This window comes from Candidatus Chryseobacterium colombiense (assembly GCA_029203185.1).
Taxonomy (GTDB): Bacteria; Bacteroidota; Bacteroidia; order Flavobacteriales; family Weeksellaceae; genus Chryseobacterium; species Chryseobacterium colombiense.
Map to the genome: position 1 here is coordinate 1659210 of CP119310.1, position 19849 is coordinate 1679058.

A 19849-nucleotide genomic window follows, 5' to 3' on the forward strand; every position below is an offset into this window, starting at 1 on the left:
TGTCTTGAAACAAAAGAACCAAAAGTTCAAGACTTGGAACTCTCCGCTAAAAATTAAAATTTTATCCTAAAATTCCCAAAATTTGCGCGAATTCAATATTTTTTCTTCGGTTCAATATTTGTGTCGCGCTTCAAACAATGGGAATTTCTTAACGGATTAAATTTTATTTTTTTTAACGCTCCGATTTCCTATGTCATTTTAATATAAAAGTAGTCCACAATTTTAACTATTGTGTAATTTGAATTACAGTTGAATATTTTAACTGATTTCTTTCTTTTGGCAAATTAATTTCAATTGAATTCCCCGATTTTTTCCATTGAATTTTGTTCGATAATCCTAAAATTTTCAATGATTTAGGTTTAAAATTTTCAGGAATTGTAAAGTTTAACGTTGAGGGAGATTCATAATTTGTGTTTTCATCCAAATGAAAAATATTCACTGTTTTTCCGTCTTTGCTCTGAGTGTAATAAAAATTTCCATCGTGATAAGGAGCAACACTTCTGGTTGCAAAAACCGCAGACTGGTTCTTATCCATCCAAGCTGAAATTTCATTTAATCTTTCATACACTACGGCATCATAATCTCCGTTCGGTCCGGGAGCAATATTCATCAGGTAATTTCCTCCTCTTGAAATAATCTTCACCAACGTTTCAATGATTTTTTGAGATGGTTTATAATTGTCATTCGGAACATACGAAAATGAATTCCCCATCGTGATACAGCTTTCCCACGGAATTGAAAGTGGTTTTTCAGGAACAGCTTGTTCAGGTGTCACATAATTTTCCCATTTTCCGGGAACCGTGCGGTCTACAACAATAATTCCGGGCTGATTTTTACGAGCCATTGTTCCAATTTTATCCATGTCGATATCCTGTTCAACCTTGATTGTTCGCTGCCATTCAACATTGGGATCTATGGTATGGAATGGACGAACCCAGCCTCCGTCTAACCAAAGAATATCGATCTTACCATAGTTTGAAGTAATTTCATTCAGCTGATTAAAGGTGAAATTTTTGAAACTGCTCCATTTTTCAGGGTATTTTTTCGGATCATAATTCACATTTCGGTCTTTTGGAGGAAAATAGGACCACCAATAATCGTCGGAATGCCAATCGGGTTTTGAGAAATAGGCCCCGATTTTGAAGCCGTCTTTACGGAATGTGTTGAAAATTTCCTTTGTTACATCTGCTTTCGGATTTTTGGAAAAAGGAGTTTTCGAAGAAGTTATTTTATAATCAGACTGTTGGGTACCAAACATTGCAAAACCATCGTGATGTTTTGTTGTGAACACCACATATTTCATTCCCGCCTTTTTTACGGCATCTGCCCATTTTTGAGGATTGAATTGAGTCGGATTGAAAGTCGTCTGAAGATTTTCATAGTTTTTTACATATTCGTAGTATGATTTTCCGTGTTCCGGTTTTCTCTGCGTCCATGATTCATCTTCCGGGCAAATGCTCCAGCTTTCGACAATTCCCCATTGGCTGTACGTTCCCCAATGCATGAAGAGTCCGAATTTTAAATCCTGCCAGTTTTCCAGATTCTGAACGACCAAAGGATCTGTCGGCTTTTGGTAGCCTTCGGAAACATTATGAGCCTGTGAAAAAAAAGCTGATGAAAATAAAAGTGATAAGAAAAGGAGGGTTTTAGTTTTGGGTGTAATAAACATTGAGTTTTGTTTGTGCTAATTTAATCATCATTTACAAAACCACAAAGTTCATCAATGATTTAGGACATAAAGAAGTTTCGGTGTAAAAATAATTTAGATTTACTTATAAATTCATAAAACCGGCTTATCATCATTTAAATTAAATTTTCAAATGCTTCCTCTATTTCAGAATAAATGAATTTAAATCCACTTTTCATTAATTTTCCGGGAGCGACATTTCTGCTTTTCAGTAATAATTCTGTTTCAGTCTTTAAAAACAGGGATGCTACTTCCAGTTGCCAGACAGGAGCATTTAGCCCGAATGGAATTTTCATTTCTTTTCTTAGTTTTTTCATGAATTCTTCGTTAGGCAATGGATTCGGAGCTGTTATATTAATCTTTCCTGAAATATTTTCATGATCGATTATAAATTCAACTGCCCTGCAAAAATCCTCAATATGAATCCAGCTTATGTATTGATTTCCTCTTCCTTGTTTTCCGCCCAATCCGAATTTTGTGAGCATTTTTAACTTTGGAAAAGCGCCTCCGTTATTCCCTAAAACAATCGAAGTTCTTAAAGCGACTTTTCACACATTTTCTGTTCTTACTTTAAAAAATTCTTTTTCCCAGCTTTTGCAGATGTTCATAGAAAAATCGTCACCAATAATTCCGTTTTCTTCTGTATTTAAATGAATTTCTGAATGAACATAAATGGTTGCCGAACTTGCATTTAACCAAATTTTAGGCTTATTGCCACATCCATCAATTGCCTGTTGAAGAACTTTTGTGCTTTCAATTCTTGAATCGTAAATTTCTTTTTTGTTCTTTTCCGTATATCGGCAATCGACAGATTTTCCTGCGAGATTGATTAAAACATCAGAATTTTCGAGTGATTTTTTCCATTCACCCAAAGTTTTTCCATCCCATAAGATTTCATTTTTACGTTTTGGATTTCGGGTTAAAATATAAACCTCATTTCCCTTTTCTGTAAAATATTTTTCGATATTTTTCCCAGGAAACCGGTTCCGGCTGCGATGATTATTTTCATTTGGTTGATAGGATTTAGTTGATGGTTGATAGATTTAAATATTGAGATGCTTCGACAGGCTCAGCATGACATTGTGATTATTAAATATCTTTTATCTAAACTTATACTTTTTACCTGTCTTTTTTTACTTTTTACTTAATTCTTTTTACTTGGCTCTTAAGATACTTCTTGGTTTTCACTTCAATTTCAGAACCTTCTGCAAGCATGACAGAGATTGGCTTTTGATAATCTAATGATTCAAAATCGTTTCCGTAAATGGTTTTAAAATCTATTTCAAGCTTATAATTTTTAACCCAATAATAATCCCACTTCGGATGACAGACCTGATATTGTAAAGTTTTGCTTTCTTTTTTTGTAAAACCGTAATAATGTTCTGTTATAAATTCAAATTCAGAAGCGGTTTGCATTTTCAGAGGTTTGTTATCTGCTGTAATCACGATAGAATGCCAGATTTTATCTTTCCATGAGTATTTGATCAATAATTCATTGTTTTTTTGATGAATTGTATTGTTCATTGGCATGGTTTTATAGTTCTCTTTGTAAAATGAATTGGCAACAAAGCTTAAAGCAGGTTTTGGAACGATTTCTTTGATGAATACCACTCCTCTTTTCCATTGGCTGCCTTCTTTTTTCCTGACATAAAATCTTAAATTCACTTCTTCAAAATTCCGGTGAAAAGGAATTGGAAGTCCTAGTAATTTTGTATTTAAAAACATAAATCCAACTAAGCTTATATAACATTTTCCCTGGTAGAAATCAAGTTCTGTATTTTCAGGAAGGTATCTTAATAAAATTTCAGGATTTATTTCGTAGTTGATGATGGCCAGTTTTCGCCATTCGGCTTTTAAGAAGTTCATTGTTATTTTGGTTGATTGTTAATTATTGTTGGTTGATGTTTTTTAATGTTGAGACGCTTCCGCAGGCTTAGCATGACAGTTCTAATACTAACTGTTTTCGACGCTCGCGTTCATCCTACTTTCTTAGTTCCTTATTTTTCTGCTGTTATTTTTATCAACCGATTTCGTTCTAAAAGAAATGTTTTCATGTAGTTTTTAAGATATATTGTGTTGAAGATTTTTCCGATGATTCCGAAAGGCGATTCGAATTCAAAAATATCTGTCATGACTGTGTTTTTACCTTCCTGGGTGAAAATATGCTGATGTTTCATTGATTTAAAAGCTCCTTTCTGCATCACATCTATGAAATGATGAGGTTTGTTCATACTCACAATTTTTGTGGTCAGTGTTTGATAAATTCCTAAATGTTTTGCTTTCCAGGTTACGGTTTCACCTTGTTCAATTAATCCTGAGGTTCGCCCTGCAATTGCTTTTTCATTGGTTTTGGAAGTTGATTTCTGATGTAAATCAATATTTCTAGATAAGTCGAACACTGTTTGAATATCTGCTTCGATTATTGTACTTAAATGGATTCTGGACATTTTCTAAAATTTTGTTTAATAAAGATGCTTTGACAGGCTCAGCATGACAATGCTAATACTAACTGTTTTAGTGATTTAATAGGATTAAAATGATTGCCGTCGTTATTCTAAAAATAACCCATGAAAGAGTCGGAAGAAAGTTTATTTTTAAAATCCGACACCTTCTTATATGCTCCAGAAACATGATGAATACTACAATGCCGAAGTAAATCATCGAAGAAACCGGATTTAGATTTAAAAATAAAGCTGGAATCAAGAGTAAAGTTCCGATCAGAGAAACTGTCATCATATTTCCCAGATAATTCCAGATTTTATCTTTCAAATAAGATGTTAAGAATAGAGTCTGCCAAAAGATTTGCCCAATGCAAACGATTAATTCTCTCCCAAAGTTCTGATGGAGACCTAATCCTAATTTTGTCGAAAATAAGCTTAAAATATAGCCTGAGAAAATCACGACAAAAGCCATGTAAGCAAGTCTGTAATTCAAGTTAAAATCAGGAATACAGGCTTCTTCTGTCTGATCTTTTTTTGAAGGGATAATCTGTTTTCTGTTATAAGAAACAAAGGAATACAACTTTTTGAAAAACCAATAGAAAGGTTTAATTCTTGCTGTTTTTTCTAATACTGGAAATGAATTTCCAATGATTAACAATAAACTATCTAACCCGTAAATTACTTTATTTCTTTGATGATCCACTAAAGCAATTTCGTTTTTTGCCCGGTTGAAATCAACCAGATTTTTATTCTTAAAACTCAGTTCTGTAAAGGCTTCTCTTCCGTTTTCATCCAACATTCCCGCTTTTATAAAACCTTTTGAATAGATATTGCACATCGGACATTCGTTGTCGTAGATGAGCGTGTGATTTTTAAGGGTTTTCATTGTGTTTGTTTTTGAGATTCATAAGTTATATACGTATAAATAATATAGGAGATTGCCATAAGCGGACTGTAAAAGAAGGCCGAGAAAAGTATATAGAAAAATATTTCCCCAACTCTTGCAATTTGAATGTCATAGAAATAGATTAACCAAACAGGAATAATTAAAATTCCATATAAAACATACATTAAATTTTTAGGATATCTTATTCCTAATCGAATTAAATAACTTAATAACTGAGCTCCTCCAACAACATGATAAAATAACAGAAAGTAATTTTCAAAAACCAAGTCATAATGTTTAATGATAAGCCATCCAATGATATATGCAATGAAAATTGTGAACTGAACATAGAAATCATATTTAAAGAATGTTTTCATGAGATTGATTTTTAGTTTGAAATTTAAACATTGTCTGATAACAATCTATGAGATAGAGAATCGCCAATACCGGACTGTAAAAAAGGGAAAGTATAGGAATTATCATGAAAATTCCGGCAAGATCATCAAAACTTCCACTAATCACCAGCAAAATAAGTGATAGAAAAACAGGTAAGATAAGATAACCATATATTTTAAAGATTAATGATTTTTTATAATTGTAGGAACATCTTATCAAATAGCTTACTAACTGTGAAATTCCTACACCGAAATAAAAAAGATAGATTAATTTTTCACTTCCTAACAAAAAGCTAATCAATACAATTATTGAAATAATAACAAAAATTGTTAATTGGAAGTAAAAATCGTTCTTGGCAAAAGTTTTCATGGTCATTAATTTTTAAAGGTTTAAAAAATCTCCTCTTGTTCGTTTATTCTGGATTTTAAAAGCGAAATACATCCAGATTTTAAATATCAGTGTTTTCATTTTTAATGATTTTATCTTTATTCATTGCATGTTTACGACCTTTTAAGAAAAGCAGCAGGTTCAGAAGCATCATTATTCCAAGGTAAATGGAGAATCCGCCGATCTTTTTACTTAATGCGACCACCAGTCTTTCAACCGTTTCAATTTGGAAAAACTCAATGATACAAAGCGCAAAACCAATATTCAAAAGATAAAACCCGATTTTAAACAGTGAATTTGTTGCCATTGCAATATCTTCTTTTTGGTGGAAAATATCGATCATAAAAGTTTTGGAATTTTTAAACAAGAACTGAGACACAAAAACCGTCAACATAATGACAATAGGCAAATAAATCATGTAAGCAGAAAAATTGTAGGTTGCTGTGGTTAAAACTGTTGCATTCATAGTATATTATTTTATAGTTAAATTTTTTCTCAGAAAGTAAAGTGTAAAAATGTTCATATAATGTAAAAAGCAAAGAATCAAAGTGATATATCCTATTTTGATAGCAGTGACTGTCAGAACCTGTTCCAGGGAATTCACCTTGTCCCAATTACTCAGATTAATGGCGATATAACCGAGATTGATCAAATAATAACACCCTAAAAGTATTCTGTTGATTGTCAAACAAAGATTAGCATCATGAATCAGATAATCCAAATAGTATTTCCCTGCATTATAACATCTTCTCCCAACATCAATCGTGATATATGAGCTTATGGAAAGGAAAAGTATATATGAAATAATATTGAACATTTTGTAAATATTATATTTTCAATAATTTTTGAAAGTATATTTGAAATAAAAAAGGAGATTTGCTCCTTAAGTATTCTTATAGGTATTAAAAAGATTCTTCGCTTTGCTCAGAATGACAATCTTTAATATCCTTTATTTTAATAAATTAGTGATCTTTCCGACCAGCCAATGATCATCACTTTTTATGGCAAGATCCATGATATTGAATATTTTTCCCGTCACATTTTCCATTTCGTCCATTAAAGCGGTAAATTTTTGAGCCTCTTCCGTATTTTCATCTATATTTTTTAATTCAGAAATTGAACTTAAAACAGGTTCGATTTCTCTTTTCTTACGTTCTTTCACCAACTGTTTAAAAAGATACCACATATCTCTTTCTGCAAAAAAATATTCTTTTCGGTCCCCCTTCATCAATTCTTTTCTTACCAAGCCCCAATCCATAAGGTTTCTCAGATTCATATTGGCATTTCCCCTTGAAATTGCAAGCATTTCCATCACCTCATCAGTAGAGAGTGGTTTTCCTTCAGCCAAAAGCAATGCATGAACCTGTGCCATCGTACGGTTAATTCCCCAATTGGTCGCCAAAGTTCCCCAAGTCTGAATATATTTTTCTTTAGCTTCTGAAAGTTGCATTTTATATTTCTTTTAAATTCTAATACAAATATAATTATAATTTTTGAACTTTCAATAATTTTTGAAAATAAAGTTATAATAAAAAACAGACACCCTTTCGAATGCCTGCTTCATCTATCATTGCTGTGTTTTATAACTTTCTACTAATCTCACAAACTCAGCTCTATACCCTTCATCATCTTTACCTCTTCCTTTTTTTGCAAGATTTTCTACTTCTTTCAGATCTTTATTTTGGATGAATTTTGAATTTCTTAAAATCAAACCAAACCATGCAACGGAAGAAGCAAACTTAAAATCCTCGCTCGCTCCGGAAATGGAAATATCAGATTTTTGTACTACCTGAGTGATCTCAGTACTTTTGTCACCATCCGGTTTTTTATACCTGAATTTTACCGTTGCCAGTTCGTTTCCAAAATTTGAATCGGAAGTTTGATGAGTATATTTAAGTTCAGTTTCTTTAGGAAGAAAATCGGATTGCACATCGTTTGGAATGATCTCATACAAAGCCGTTACTGTATGTCCGCTTCCCAATTCTCCAGCATCTATAGCATCGTTGGTAAAATCTTCATTCTTCAGCTTTCTGTTTTCATAGCCGATCAATCGGTACGATTTTACAAATTGTGGATTAAACTCGATCTGAATTTTTACGTCTTTCGCTATAGCATACATACTTCCTGCAAACTCTTTCCCGAGAAATTTATTTGCTTCCTGCATATTGTCGATATAAGCATAGTTCCCGTTGCCTTTGTCGGCTAAAGTTTCCATACGGTTGTCTTTAAAATTACCCATTCCGAAACCTAAACACGTAAGAAAAACCCCTGATTTTCTTTTTTCTTCTACCAAGGTCTGTAGATCTCCTGTTGAAGAAGCTCCGACATTGAAATCTCCGTCTGTAGCAATAATAACACGGTTATTCCCTCCTTTTATGAAGTTTTCCTGGGCAAGTTTATAGGCCAGTTCAATTCCTTCTCCTCCTGCAGTACTTCCTCCTGCCTGAAGATTATCCAAAGCTTCAATGATTTTATTTTTTTCACGGGCTGAAGTAGGAGAAAGAACCATGCCTGCGCTTCCTGCATAAACTACAATTCCAACTTTATCTTCAGATCTTAGTTGATCCAGCAAAACTTTAAAAGAAGATTTCAGTAACGGTAATTTATTGGGAGCATCCATAGAACCGGAAACATCGATCAGGAAAACAAAATTGGAAGCCGGAAGCTGATTCGCCGGAATACTTTTCCCCTGAAGGCCAATCTTTAAAAGCTTGTATTTAGTATTCCAGGGAGAATCACCGTACTCTGTATTAATAGAAAAAGGCTGATCGTTTTTCGGCTGTGGATAGGAGTATTTAAAATAATTGATCATTTCTTCAATTCTCACCGCATTTTTATCTACCATTTCTCCATTATTAATCATTCTCCTGATATTGGAATAGGCAGCATTATCAACATCGATTGAAAACGTAGATACCGATTGGTTCTTAGTCAACTCAAAAGGATTTTCTATAAACGCATCATATTCCTCATTATTTTGCTTTTCAATGAATTTTGCTTTTTTAATACTATCCTGAACTTTCTGAAGTTTTTCGTATGCTTTTCTTTGTTTTCTTGAAAGTTTTTTGGTAGTAATAACAACTACTCCGTTTGAAGCTCTGCTTCCATATAATGATGTTGCTGAAGCATCTTTTAATACATTGATACTTTCAACAGTATTTGGATTTAGCTTGCCAAATTCTTTTGCATCCGAAACTTTACCGTTAATCACATATAAAGGTTGTGCATTACCGTTCAAACTTCCAATTCCCCGAATTAAAACTGTCGGCTTTGATCCAGGTTGTCCACTTCCAGTGTTAATATTAACTCCAGCTAATTGACCTTGAACTATATTCATAATATTTGCATTAGGGCGCTTTTCAATGAACTCAGTTCTTACATTAGGAGAGTTCGAAATATATCCGTCATTTGTCTGACCTTGAACATAATTTAAAGCAATCGAAGGTGATGAAGTAATATTTTCCTTATATTTTTTTGAACGCTTATTGCTTACAATTTCTGTTGATGCAATAGATGTAGCACTTGAAGTATAAGATTGTTTTTTCACAGTTCTGTAACCTGTCACTACAACTCCTTCAATACTAGTTTCTTTATCTTCTTTATCCAAAACACCATCACCATCCGTTCCTTCATATTTCTCTTTTTCAGATTGTTGATTATCTTTTTTCTTAATATAATATTGATCTGTAGTATAAATTTCATTGACCTTTTTTACAGGCTCAGGAATTTTATCATCAAACACTAAAGTTGAAGGTTTTTCGACTGAAGATTTAGCTACCGCAATTTCCTTCTCAATATTAGACTTCACCGTACTATCGATCGCTTGAACACTAGAATTTACTTTAGGATAAACCGTATGCTGAGCAATTGCAGTTTTTTTAATTGCTGAATCATCATTTTTATTAATAAAGTAAAAAGCACCTAAACCGATGATTAAACTTACTGCAATACCGTAAGGAAGCCAAATTGGAATAATTCTTTTTTTATTTTCTTTTATATCTAATTTTTCTTCAACCTGAGCCCAAACTTTATCAAACCCAGGAAAAGTCATAGGTTCTTCCACTTTTGAAGCCTCATTGAATTTTTTATCGATATCGTGATTATTTTCCATTTTGTAAAGTTTTTAAATGTTGTGATTAACCAGAAGTTCCTGAAGTTTTTTTCTCGCGAAATTCAGTTGGGATTTTGACGTTCCTTCACTGATTGAAAGCATTGTTGCAATCTCCTTGTGTGGATACCCTTCAATGGCAAATAGATTAAAGATCGCCCGGCAACCTTCCGGAAGAAAATTGAGAAGTTTGAGAATATCTTTTTCGAAAGAAAGATTTTCTACTGGTACATCTGAAGATTCAATCATATTCTCATCCAGCGAAATGTGAAGTGCTTTCATGGCTCTTAATTTCTGCAGGCATTCATTCACCGTAATTTTTTTTGCCCAGGCTTCAAAAATATCCGGATTCTGTAGCTGATCGAGCTTTGTGAAAATCTTATAAAAAGTATCGGCCAGTACTTCCTGTATATCTTCATCATTTTTCAGGTAACGTCTGCAAACCGAGTAAAGTTTGCCTGCCATATTTTCGTAGACTTTCCGCTGTGCGTTACGGTCGTTCCGTTGACATGCTATTAGTAATTCGTGTTCCATAGGTTGGCTTTATACTCTAATAGATGCAGGAAACTGAGAAAGGGTTGGAAACATCTAAAACTTTTTTTAAAAATATGAAATTTCTCTTTTGCATAATGACATCATATTGAGACAAGAATTAAAAGAAACTTTTCATAAAAAGTAAATATTCGATTTAACTTTTTGCCTTGTAACAAATCTGTAATATGAACGACTATTCATATAAATAATCTTTTTATAGTAATGAAAAATACCAAAATTGCGTCATTACTTTTTGTTTTGTCTGCAGGAAGTATAATGTTTGCTCAGGATGACTTAATCAACAAGTTAAAAAACAATCAATCTCAAAATGCTAATTTCCAGTTCACAACGTTGAAAGACGTAGGAGCAACTTCGGTAAAAAACCAAGGTTCTTCAGGAACCTGCTGGAGTTATTCAGGAAACTCTTTTCTTGAATCTGAAATGCAGAGAATGGGTAAAAAGCCAGTTGATTTAGCGGAAATTTTCACTGCAAGAAATTCTTATCATGATAAAGCAAAATTATACGTTCTAAATAATGGTGCCATCAGTTGGGGAGACGGAGGAGAATTGCACGACGTTATCAACATGTATAAAAAATACGGAGCAGTTCCTCAAGATGTTTACACAGGTTTAAAATCCGGACAAACATTGAACAATTTCTCTGAAATGCAGGGTAAAATAAAACCAGTTCTGGATAGCTTGGTTCAGGCTGCTTCCAAAGGGAAATTAACGGATAACTGGATGGCTTCTGTAGATGCTATTTTAGATGAATATTTAGGGAAAATTCCGACCAACTTTACGTACGAAGGAAAATCTTATACTCCGCAAACCTTTGCTAAAGAAGTGGTAGGTATCAATCCTGAAGATTATGTAGAAATTTCTTCTTATAAAGATTATCCATATTACCAAAAATTTGTAGTTCCAATTCCAGATAACTGGAGCCATGATTCTGACTGGAATGTACCGATGAAAGATTTAACTGCAATTATCGATAACGCAGTAAGCAAAGGATATTCTGTAGGTTGGGCAACCGACGTTTCCGAGCCTTATTTCTCTTACAAAAACGGAGTTGCTTATGTTCCGGATATGGATTTAGATCAAATTACTAAAGACAACAAAGGAACTTTATTCACAGAGCCTAAAAAAGACAAAACGATCACTGAAGATATGCGTCAAAAAGCCTTGAATAATCTATCTACAACCGATGATCACGGAATGCACATCGTAGGATTGGCAAAGGATCAGTCCGGAAAAGAGTATTATATGGTGAAGAATTCTTGGGGAGTTACCAATGATTTCGAAGGCTACATCTATGTAACCAGACCGTATGTTGAGTACAAATCTACAGCAATTCTTGTTCACAAAAATGCGCTTCCAAAGTCTATTAAAAAGCAATTGAAGCTCACTAAAAACATTGGATTATAAGAATCACTTTTTGCCTTTACCGGCAATTTAGATATTTAAATCTGTTAAAGAAACCGTTTTCAAATTTTGAGAACGGTTTTATTTTTTCAATCAATAGAGAAATATTATATTTGATCTTCATCAAAATTATTTACTATGAAAAATCTAAGAAAATTAGTGAAGACCGATTTAAAGAAGATCAACGGAGGAAATGCTCCGGAATGTCCGTTGGATACCGTTGAATGTTATTATCCACCCAAAAACGGAAATCCGGGATACTGGAAATGTATTTCAATAACTTTTGGCTGTCCGAATTAAGACTAAAAACCGCTTCAAGATCATTCTTGAAGCGGTTTCGTTTAAAATAATTGATAGGTAAAAATTTAAATATAAAATGTGAATTGTTAAAAGTTACTTTTATTCTCCCTTAAGCCAGAAAAGTTGTAAAATAAATTGAAGGCCAAACAAAACCACGATTACAATTCACAATTGTTTTTTAATAAAGGGTTGCCATACTTGCAGCGTTGAAATCCAATAGCTCTTCTGTTTTTCCTTCTTTTACTTTTCTCACCCATTCCGGATCCTGTAAAAGCGCTCTTCCAACAGCTACCAGATCAAAATCTCCTCTTTCCAGCCTTCTTGTTAATTCCGTTAAATCTGCCTTTTCAGTTCCCTGCCCTGCAAATGCTCCCATAAAATCTCCTTCAAGACCTACAGAACCTACAGTAATTGTCGGCTGACCTGTAATTTTCTTGGCCCAACCTGCAAAATTCAAGTCAGAACCTTCAAATTCAGCTTCCCAGAAACGTCGTTGTGAGCAGTGGAAAATATCAACTCCGGCTTCTTTTAATGGCAATAACCACTCTTCCATTTCTTCGGGAGTATTGGCTAATCTTGTAGAATAATCCTGTTGTTTCCATTGAGAAAGACGGATGATAATTGTAAAGTCTTCCCCTACAGCAGCTCTGATTGTTTTTACAACATCTACAGCAAATTTGCTTCTTTCTTTTAAGGTTTTTCCTCCATACTCATCGGTTCTTGTGTTGGTAACTTCCCAGAAGAACTGATCGATCAAATAACCGTGTGCTCCATGGATTTCAACGACATCAAAGCCAAGATCTTTTGCAGATTTTGCAGAAGCCGCAAACTGTGCAATCGTATCCTGAATATCCTCCAATGTCATTGTAGAAGCTTTTTCCATATCCACCAAAGGATAATCTTCTGACATCCTCGTATCTCCAACGTGCCAGATTTGAGGTCCCATTTTTCCCCCGTTTTCATGAACAGCATCGATAACATTTTTCCATCCGTTTAATGCTTCTGTTCCATAAAAATCAGGGATATTCTGCATATTTTTTGAACCCGGTCTGTTGATCACAGTTCCCTCCGAAAGAATCAATCCCACTTCTGAAGCCGCTCTTCTTGCATAATACTCTGCAATTTGCTGAGTCGGAACTCCGTTATCAGATTGAGCTCTCGTCATCGGAGCCATTACAATTCTATTTTTTAGTTCTAAATTCTTATATTTAAAAGGTTTAAATAATGATTCTGTGCTCATCTTTACATTTATATTTTATAATTGTTACACAAAGTAACTAATAATAGTTCATTTTTGTATCTTTTGAATTTAAAAAAGTGGTAACTTTGCAGTAACCTACATTAGTAACGTAAAAGTAACATATGAAGCAAAATGAATTAATGGCATACAGCTGCCCTTTAGGAAAGGCAATGTCTGCCTTAGGAAGCAAATGGAAACCCATCATCGTACTGGTCATCAAAGACCGGAAATTACGTTTTGGGGAACTTGCGGTGCGCATTAATGTAATTTCCAGAAAGGTTTTAACCGACCAATTACGTGAAATGGAAGCCGACGGATTGGTGATTCGTGAAGAGTTTAAAGAAATCCCTCCAAGAGTTGAATATTCTCTGACTGAAAAAGGTTTGGCATTGTTGCCTATCTTATACCAACTGGAAGAATGGGAAAAGAAGTATCATGTGCATGATCCTGATAAAGAGAAAGATTGTAAAACTGTTTTAGAGCAAAAGAATATAAAAAAGGCTACAGTTTGATGATGATTAAAGCAATAAATATTATGTATATTTAAATTTAATTAAAATTATGCAAGTATTATACGATATCAAAAATTTTTTCAAAGAATATCCTTTATATAAAGAGTTTTTGTACATTGAAAATTATGTTAGAACACAAAAAGGTATTGTTGATCCCTATGATTTTAATCAATTATCTTTCGAATATTTTTGTGATGAAGAACAAACAAATAGAACTTTTGAGATTGACTTACTAAAATCAACAAAAGAGTATTATAACAAATTTGCTGGAAATAAAATTCCAAGTGACTGTTTTGATGAAAATGATCATTTAAGTTATGAAATCCATTTATTAGGAATTTGTAAATCTTGTCAAAAAAAACAAGTCGATTTTTTAATTAAAGTTAAAAGTGATCAACAGTTTCCAAATGATAAAGATAATATCGTAGGACATGGTAAAGATGGTGTTCAGCATATTGATATTATTCAAAATAAACAAATTAAAATATACCTAACTAAAGTTGGCATAAATCCAGAACCTAAAATAAATATTGATAAATCTATCCAAAAGTATTTTGACCGAGAAACAAATAATTGGTATTTCAAAGGAATTAAGCAATATCAAATTGGATTCGGAATTGGATCTTTAGCTTACTTTAGAAGAATTATTGAAAAAGAATTATTTCACATCTTAGAAAATATTAGTGATTTAAACTCTTCAGATCCCAAGCTAAAAAAAATTATTGAAGAGTTTGACAAAAATTCTAAAATGAGTACGCTTTACAATAGTACATTTTCTCTTTTACCAAAATCTTTACAAATATTAGGACATAATCCTCTTGAAATTTTATATAGATTAACATCGGAAGGGCTACATAATATTTCAGAACAGGAAAGTTTAGAAAAAGCGGATAAGATTCATAAATTATTAGATTTTGTAATAAAAAAAATCAATGAAGAAAATTCTGAATTAAAAGAAATAAGAGACCTTATTAATGAGTTAAAAAAATAAATATTCACTAAAATTAACTTTATTAAAAAACCGCCTCCAAAAAGAAAGCGGTTTTCAAATTTATCTAAAATCTCAATTAAAATATCGCAGGATATTTCTGAGGATTTGTTTCGTTAAACATCGCATAGATTTTCTCAACCATATCATCTGCAGATGGCTTAGAGAAATAATCTCCGTCACTTGCATAAGCAGGTCTGTGATCATTTGCAGATATCGTCAATGGATCAGAATCTAAGAATCTGAATGCCTTTTGCTTTTCTAAAATCTGCTGAAGTATAAATGCTGAGGTTCCGCCTTCCACATCTTCGTCGATTACAACCAATCTGTTTGTTTTCTTTACAGATTCAGCAATTTCATGCGTTAAATCGAAAGGAATTAAAGATTGAACATCAATAACTTCCGCAGAGATTCCTAATTTTCCTAATTCTTCTGCAGCTTCCATTACAATTCTCCAAGTCGAACCATACGTTACTAATGTAACATCAGATCCTTCTTTTGTAACTTCAATTTTCCCAACAGGAACAGTAAATTCACCTAAGTTATCCGGTTGTTTTTCTTTTAATCTGTATCCATTCAGACATTCAACAATTACGGCCGGATCGTCGCTTTGAAGCATGGTATTGTAGAATCCGGCAGCTTTAGTTAAGTTTCTTGGAACTAATACCAAAATCCCTTTTGAAAGATTCAGAATTCCCGCCATTGGAGAACCTGAATGCCAAACTCCTTCTAATCTGTGACCTCTTGTTCTGATAATTACCGGAGCCTTCTGCCCTCCTTTTGTTCTGTATTGAACGGTAGCCAGATCATCGCTCATTCCTTGTAAGCAGTATAAAATATAGTCTAAATACTGAATCTCAGCAATTGGTCTCAATCCTCTCATCGCCATACCAATTCCCTGTCCAAGAATTGTAGCTTCACGGATTCCTGTATCAGCAACACGAACGTCACCGTACTTTTCCTGCATTCCTTCTAGACCCTGGTTTACGTCACCAATATTTCCGGCATCTTCACCAAATACTAAAGTTTCAGGATATTTTTCAAAAATTTTATCGAAGTTATTTCTTACCACTACTCTTCCGTCTACATCTTCAGAACTGTCAGAATAGATGGGCTTAATTTCTTTTACGTTCTCTGCTTTCCATTGAGACTGAGAATACAAATGAGAAGAATAGTTGTCTTTTTCAACTTCAAAAATCTCGTTGTACTTCTGCATTAATTGGTTTCTTTCTGCAGAGTTTGTTCCTCTTGTCGCCAATAAAGACCTTCTTACCAAATGGAAAATATCTTTTTTAGCTTTTGAAACCAATTTATTGAACTGATTGATATAATTTTCAATTTCAGCATTTTGCCCTTTAAGATTTTCAACTAAAGGTAACACTGAGCTGATCAAATCTGTGATTGTCTTCTGATAATTTTCCCAAGCCTGCTTTTGACCTGCTTTTACCGTTTTTTTAGCGTCTTCATCAATGGCTTCCAATTCTTCTGCGGTTGCCAATACTTCTTCCTTACCTTCAATTTCGATAGAATAATTTAAAATCCATTCTTTGAATTTTACCAATCCATCAAACTGAGATTCCCAAGCTAAACGATCTTCATTTTTATATCTTTCGTGAGACCCCGAAGTCGAGTGACCTTGAGGCTGTGTAACTTCAATAACGTGAACCACAACCGGAACACTTTCAACTCTTGCAAACTGCTCTGCTCTTGCATAAGCATCCAATAATGCGGCATAATCCCAAGCTTTCACCTGAATGATCTCACAGCCTTGAGCTTCCCCGTCTTTTCTTTGGAAACCGCTCAACATTTCTGCAATATCGGCTTTTGCTCTCTGATTTTTTGTAGGAACTGAAATTCCGTAACCATCATCCCAGATGGATACCACCATAGGAACCTGAAGCGCACAAGCCGCATTCAAAGTTTCCCAGAAATGCCCTTCTGCCGTAGAAGCATCCCCGATTGTACCAAAAGCAATTTCGTTACCGTCTTTTGAGAATTTTTCAGAACCGTCGAATTTAACTGATTTATATATTTTTGAAGCCTGAGCGAGTCCTAATAATCTTGGCATTTGCCCTGCAGTTGGAGAAATATCCGAAGAAATATTTTTCTGAGCGGTCAAGTCTTTCCAGCTTCCGTCTTCATTCAAACTTCTGGTCGCAAAGTGACCGTTCATTTGTCTTCCAGCCGATGCAGGCTCTCTTTCAACACTCGTATCTGCATACAACTGCGCAAAGAAACTCTCCACTGTCAAAGCATCTACAGCCAATGCAAAAGTCTGATCTCTATAATATCCTGAACGGAAGTCTCCATTTTTGAAAACTTTCGCCATTGCAAGCTGAGGAAGTTCCTTACCATCCCCAAAAATACCAAATTTAGCTTTTCCTGTAAGAACTTCTCTTCTTCCTAAATAGGACATTTCACGAGAAATCCTTCCTAACTTGTAATCTTCAAGTATCTGATTTTTAAAATCTTGAAAGGAAATTTGCTGTGTTTCAATATAGGTTGTTTGCATAGCCAAATATAAAATTTTTAAATTCTCGAAGTATTTTGCTAATATACACTTTTTAAATTAATTTTAATTTTTATTAATCTTTTTTAAAAATTTGATAATAAAAAAAATTGTGCTTTATTTTGGTTAAATTTGTATGGATGGAAAAGAAATCGACACATATTTTGAATGCATCGAGCAATCTTTTGGGGTTTTCTTTATTGATTATAACATCATTAAAAATCTCCAGAATGAGTCACAGCACCTATTTAGACGAATTTGCAGGTGTGGCAAGTATCTGTTTTGCCTTCAGTTGTTTTTTTTCGTTTTTATCAATAAGATCAGCTCATCAAAAGAGAGGAAACAAGTTTGAAACCATTGCGGATTATTTATTTTTAACCGCCTTATTTTGCATTATTTTAGCCGTTATTATTGTAACAATGAAAATTATTTAATTAAAATTTTCTTTCAATTACGTAGTCAAGCATCAGATGTAATGCTTTTTTAGGCTCAGAATCGGGAAATTCATTAAGAATATCTTTTGCTTTCTGCTGAAAATCTTTCATCACAGAAACAGCATAATCAAGCCCTCCAGAAGATTTCACGAAATTTATCAACTCTTTTACACGTTTCTGATCGTTATTATACCGTTTTATTGTATTAAAATAGTATTTTTTATCTTTTTCGTTGGCTGTTTTTAAGGTATATATTAAAGGAAGCGTCATTTTTTGCTCCTTAATATCGATTCCGACAGGTTTGCCGATAACATTGGAGCTCAGATAATCAAAAAGATCATCTTTGATCTGGAATGCCATTCCTGTATAGGTTCCGAAGTTCATCATTTTTTTTGCCAGATTCTCATCGGCATTATTGGATAAAACTCCGATCTCACAACAGGCTGCAATTAATGTAGCCGTTTTCTGGCGAATAATTTCATAGTAAACATCTTCCGTAATATCGAGTTTTCTGGCTTTCTCCAGTTGAAGAAGCTCCCCTTCGGACATTTCACGGATCGTTCTGGAAATCACACCCAATAAATCGTAGTCTTTATGGTCTGTAGATAACAAAACTGATTTTGAAAGAAGATAGTCTCCTACCAAAACTGCAATTTTATTTTTCCATAAAGCATTAATAGAAAAGAAATTACGTCTTTTGAAACTTTCATCCACCACATCATCATGAACCAATGTCGCAGTATGAATTAACTCGATCATAGACGCTCCACGATAGGTTTTCTCGTTGACATCTCCGATAAGCTTTGCACAAAGAAATACAAACATAGGACGCATCTGCTTTCCTTTTGTTGTAACGATAAAACGAGTGACTTTATCTAATAAAGGTACTTTGCTCTGCATCGATTCATAAAACTTCTGTTCAAAAAGTTTCATTTCCTCATTGATCGGTTGCTTAATTTCTTCTACGACGTTTGCCACAATCTTCGAATGATGGGTAAATAATTATTAATTCTCACAAAGATAATTTTTTTCAGGCAATTTTAAGAGAATTTAATCTTTGAGTTTGTCTTTAGGGATAAAATATAAGCTTTGCTTTGCTCCTCCCAACGGAGAATGGAATTTCTCCCCAGAAATGTACACACCTGACTCATCCACTGCAACTCCTTCAATCTGTCCTATTGAAAGTGCACTTCCCAGATAATAACGTTTCGGATCTTCTTTAAAAAATATTCCGGGTTCTGTTTCTCTGAAAATATTTAAAAAGACTTCTGTTTTCTTTGTATAGCCCACCAAATAAAGTTTCTTATCAAAATAGGCTGCATCGGTCACCACAAAATTGGTTTGAAAAACTTCGATTTTTTTTGCTTCCTGTTTTTCAGAAATTTCAGGATCTACAATATAATGAGTTGTAGATCTTGACGCCCATTCCTTGGTAAAAAGATGAATTTTGCCATCTAAAAAAATCATGGCCTCTGCATCAAAATCGGTTTTTAAATTTTTAGGTGTAAAATCAGTTTGTTCAGGATAGAAAAACGGAATTGAATTACCTGTTAAAGTTTTTTCTGAAACAGAAATCTGAGTGGAATTCGCTTCATTAAGTTTTTCATAAGGCACTTTATAAATGGTAAGATCTTTCCTAACTCCTGTATTATTACCGAAATCACCTATATAGAAATTTTCACCATCATTGGTTAAAGCTTCCCAATCAGTATTCGTTAAATTGGTTTTATATATTCGTATAATTTCACCATTATTTTTATCTATCTCAAAAAGATCAGGAGTATTGCCACTGTCGTTAAAGGTATAAAGTTTTCCATTCAATATACTTAATCCAGATGTTTCCTGAATTTTTGTATCTAAATAATTCACCCTGTATTTTCTTATTTTAAAAATATTGGACTGCTGAGAGAATAAAAATACAGAAGCTGAGAGACAGATAACTAAGAAAAACTTTTTCATACAACAAAATTAACTTTTTCCTATAAAACAAAAGACAGGCAAAAAA

19 protein-coding genes and 1 pseudogene are annotated in these 19849 nt (G+C 33.5%); 4 read left to right on the plus strand and 16 right to left on the minus strand.

Annotated features, from left to right (window positions below; genetic code table 11):
* Positions 1–226: 226 nt before the first annotated feature.
* The 12 genes and pseudogenes from P0Y62_07275 to P0Y62_07330 all read right to left on the minus strand — a co-directional run bounded on the left by P0Y62_07275 (position 227) and on the right by P0Y62_07330 (position 10439).
* Positions 227–1669: an alpha-L-fucosidase gene (locus P0Y62_07275; protein ID WEK71355.1), complete on the minus strand. Its 1443-nt coding sequence runs from the start codon at positions 1667–1669 to the stop codon at positions 227–229.
* A 134-nt stretch (positions 1670–1803) separates the two neighbouring features.
* Positions 1804–2696, minus strand: a pseudogene (locus P0Y62_07280) (TIGR01777 family oxidoreductase).
* 131 nt (positions 2697–2827) lie between these two features.
* Positions 2828–3553 carry a DUF2071 domain-containing protein gene (locus P0Y62_07285; protein WEK71356.1) on the minus strand — a complete coding sequence of 242 codons (726 nt, stop codon included), beginning with the start codon at positions 3551–3553 and terminating at the stop codon, positions 2828–2830.
* A 131-nt stretch (positions 3554–3684) separates the two neighbouring features.
* Complete coding sequence (locus P0Y62_07290; GenBank protein ID WEK71357.1) at positions 3685–4134, minus strand: SRPBCC family protein; 450 nt, start codon at positions 4132–4134, stop codon at positions 3685–3687.
* A gap of 67 nt (positions 4135–4201) precedes the next feature.
* Complete coding sequence (locus P0Y62_07295) at positions 4202–5014, minus strand: hypothetical protein (protein WEK71358.1); 813 nt, start codon at positions 5012–5014, stop codon at positions 4202–4204.
* Entirely contained in the window at positions 5011–5391 is a 381-nt protein-coding gene (locus P0Y62_07300) for a hypothetical protein (protein ID WEK71359.1), read from the minus strand. The genes P0Y62_07295 and P0Y62_07300 overlap by 4 nt, the downstream gene beginning before the upstream one ends.
* On the minus strand, positions 5375–5779 hold the full coding sequence (locus tag P0Y62_07305) for a hypothetical protein (protein ID WEK71360.1): 405 nt from the start codon (positions 5777–5779) through the stop codon (positions 5375–5377). Before P0Y62_07305 ends, P0Y62_07300 begins: the two co-directional genes overlap by 17 nt.
* Before the next feature lie 79 nt (positions 5780–5858).
* Positions 5859–6263 (minus strand): hypothetical protein, encoded by a 405-nt coding sequence (locus P0Y62_07310; GenBank protein WEK71361.1) that lies wholly within the window; start codon positions 6261–6263, stop codon positions 5859–5861.
* A gap of 6 nt (positions 6264–6269) precedes the next feature.
* A complete protein-coding gene (locus tag P0Y62_07315; protein ID WEK71362.1) occupies positions 6270–6614 on the minus strand; it encodes a hypothetical protein in 345 nt (114 codons plus the stop codon).
* 132 nt (positions 6615–6746) lie between these two features.
* Positions 6747–7247: a helix-turn-helix domain-containing protein gene (locus P0Y62_07320; GenBank protein WEK71363.1), complete on the minus strand. Its 501-nt coding sequence runs from the start codon at positions 7245–7247 to the stop codon at positions 6747–6749.
* A gap of 117 nt (positions 7248–7364) precedes the next feature.
* Complete coding sequence (locus P0Y62_07325; protein ID WEK71364.1) at positions 7365–9908, minus strand: von Willebrand factor type A domain-containing protein; 2544 nt, start codon at positions 9906–9908, stop codon at positions 7365–7367.
* A gap of 12 nt (positions 9909–9920) precedes the next feature.
* Positions 9921–10439 (minus strand): sigma-70 family RNA polymerase sigma factor, encoded by a 519-nt coding sequence (locus P0Y62_07330; GenBank protein WEK71365.1) that lies wholly within the window; start codon positions 10437–10439, stop codon positions 9921–9923.
* Positions 10440–10661: 222 nt separating this feature from the next.
* Here P0Y62_07330 and P0Y62_07335 point away from each other — a divergent pair, with 222 nt between their 5' ends.
* Entirely contained in the window at positions 10662–11864 is a 1203-nt protein-coding gene (locus P0Y62_07335) for a C1 family peptidase (protein WEK71366.1), read from the plus strand.
* Between the two features lie 135 nt (positions 11865–11999).
* Positions 12000–12161, plus strand: a complete 162-nt coding sequence (locus tag P0Y62_07340) for a hypothetical protein (protein ID WEK71367.1) — start codon at positions 12000–12002, stop codon at positions 12159–12161.
* A 178-nt stretch (positions 12162–12339) separates the two neighbouring features.
* Here P0Y62_07340 and P0Y62_07345 read toward each other — a convergent pair whose 3' ends face one another.
* Positions 12340–13401, minus strand: coding sequence for an NADH:flavin oxidoreductase (locus P0Y62_07345; protein WEK71368.1), 1062 nt, complete (start codon positions 13399–13401; stop codon positions 12340–12342).
* A gap of 122 nt (positions 13402–13523) precedes the next feature.
* Here P0Y62_07345 and P0Y62_07350 point away from each other — a divergent pair, with 122 nt between their 5' ends.
* The gene (locus P0Y62_07350) at positions 13524–13913 is read left to right on the plus strand and encodes a helix-turn-helix domain-containing protein (GenBank protein WEK71369.1); all 390 of its coding nucleotides are present in this window, start codon (positions 13524–13526) and stop codon (positions 13911–13913) included.
* A 49-nt stretch (positions 13914–13962) separates the two neighbouring features.
* A complete protein-coding gene (locus P0Y62_07355) occupies positions 13963–14904 on the plus strand; it encodes a hypothetical protein (GenBank protein ID WEK71370.1) in 942 nt (313 codons plus the stop codon).
* A 76-nt stretch (positions 14905–14980) separates the two neighbouring features.
* Here P0Y62_07355 and P0Y62_07360 read toward each other — a convergent pair whose 3' ends face one another.
* From P0Y62_07360 to P0Y62_07370, 3 genes are all read right to left on the minus strand, one after another.
* Positions 14981–17413 (minus strand): thiamine pyrophosphate-dependent enzyme, encoded by a 2433-nt coding sequence (locus P0Y62_07360; GenBank protein ID WEK71371.1) that lies wholly within the window; start codon positions 17411–17413, stop codon positions 14981–14983.
* Positions 17414–17844: 431 nt separating this feature from the next.
* Positions 17845–18822, minus strand: coding sequence for a polyprenyl synthetase family protein (locus tag P0Y62_07365; protein WEK71372.1), 978 nt, complete (start codon positions 18820–18822; stop codon positions 17845–17847).
* Positions 18823–18894: 72 nt separating this feature from the next.
* On the minus strand, positions 18895–19803 hold the full coding sequence (locus tag P0Y62_07370; GenBank protein ID WEK71373.1) for a hypothetical protein: 909 nt from the start codon (positions 19801–19803) through the stop codon (positions 18895–18897).
* Between the last annotated feature and the right edge of the window lie 46 nt (positions 19804–19849).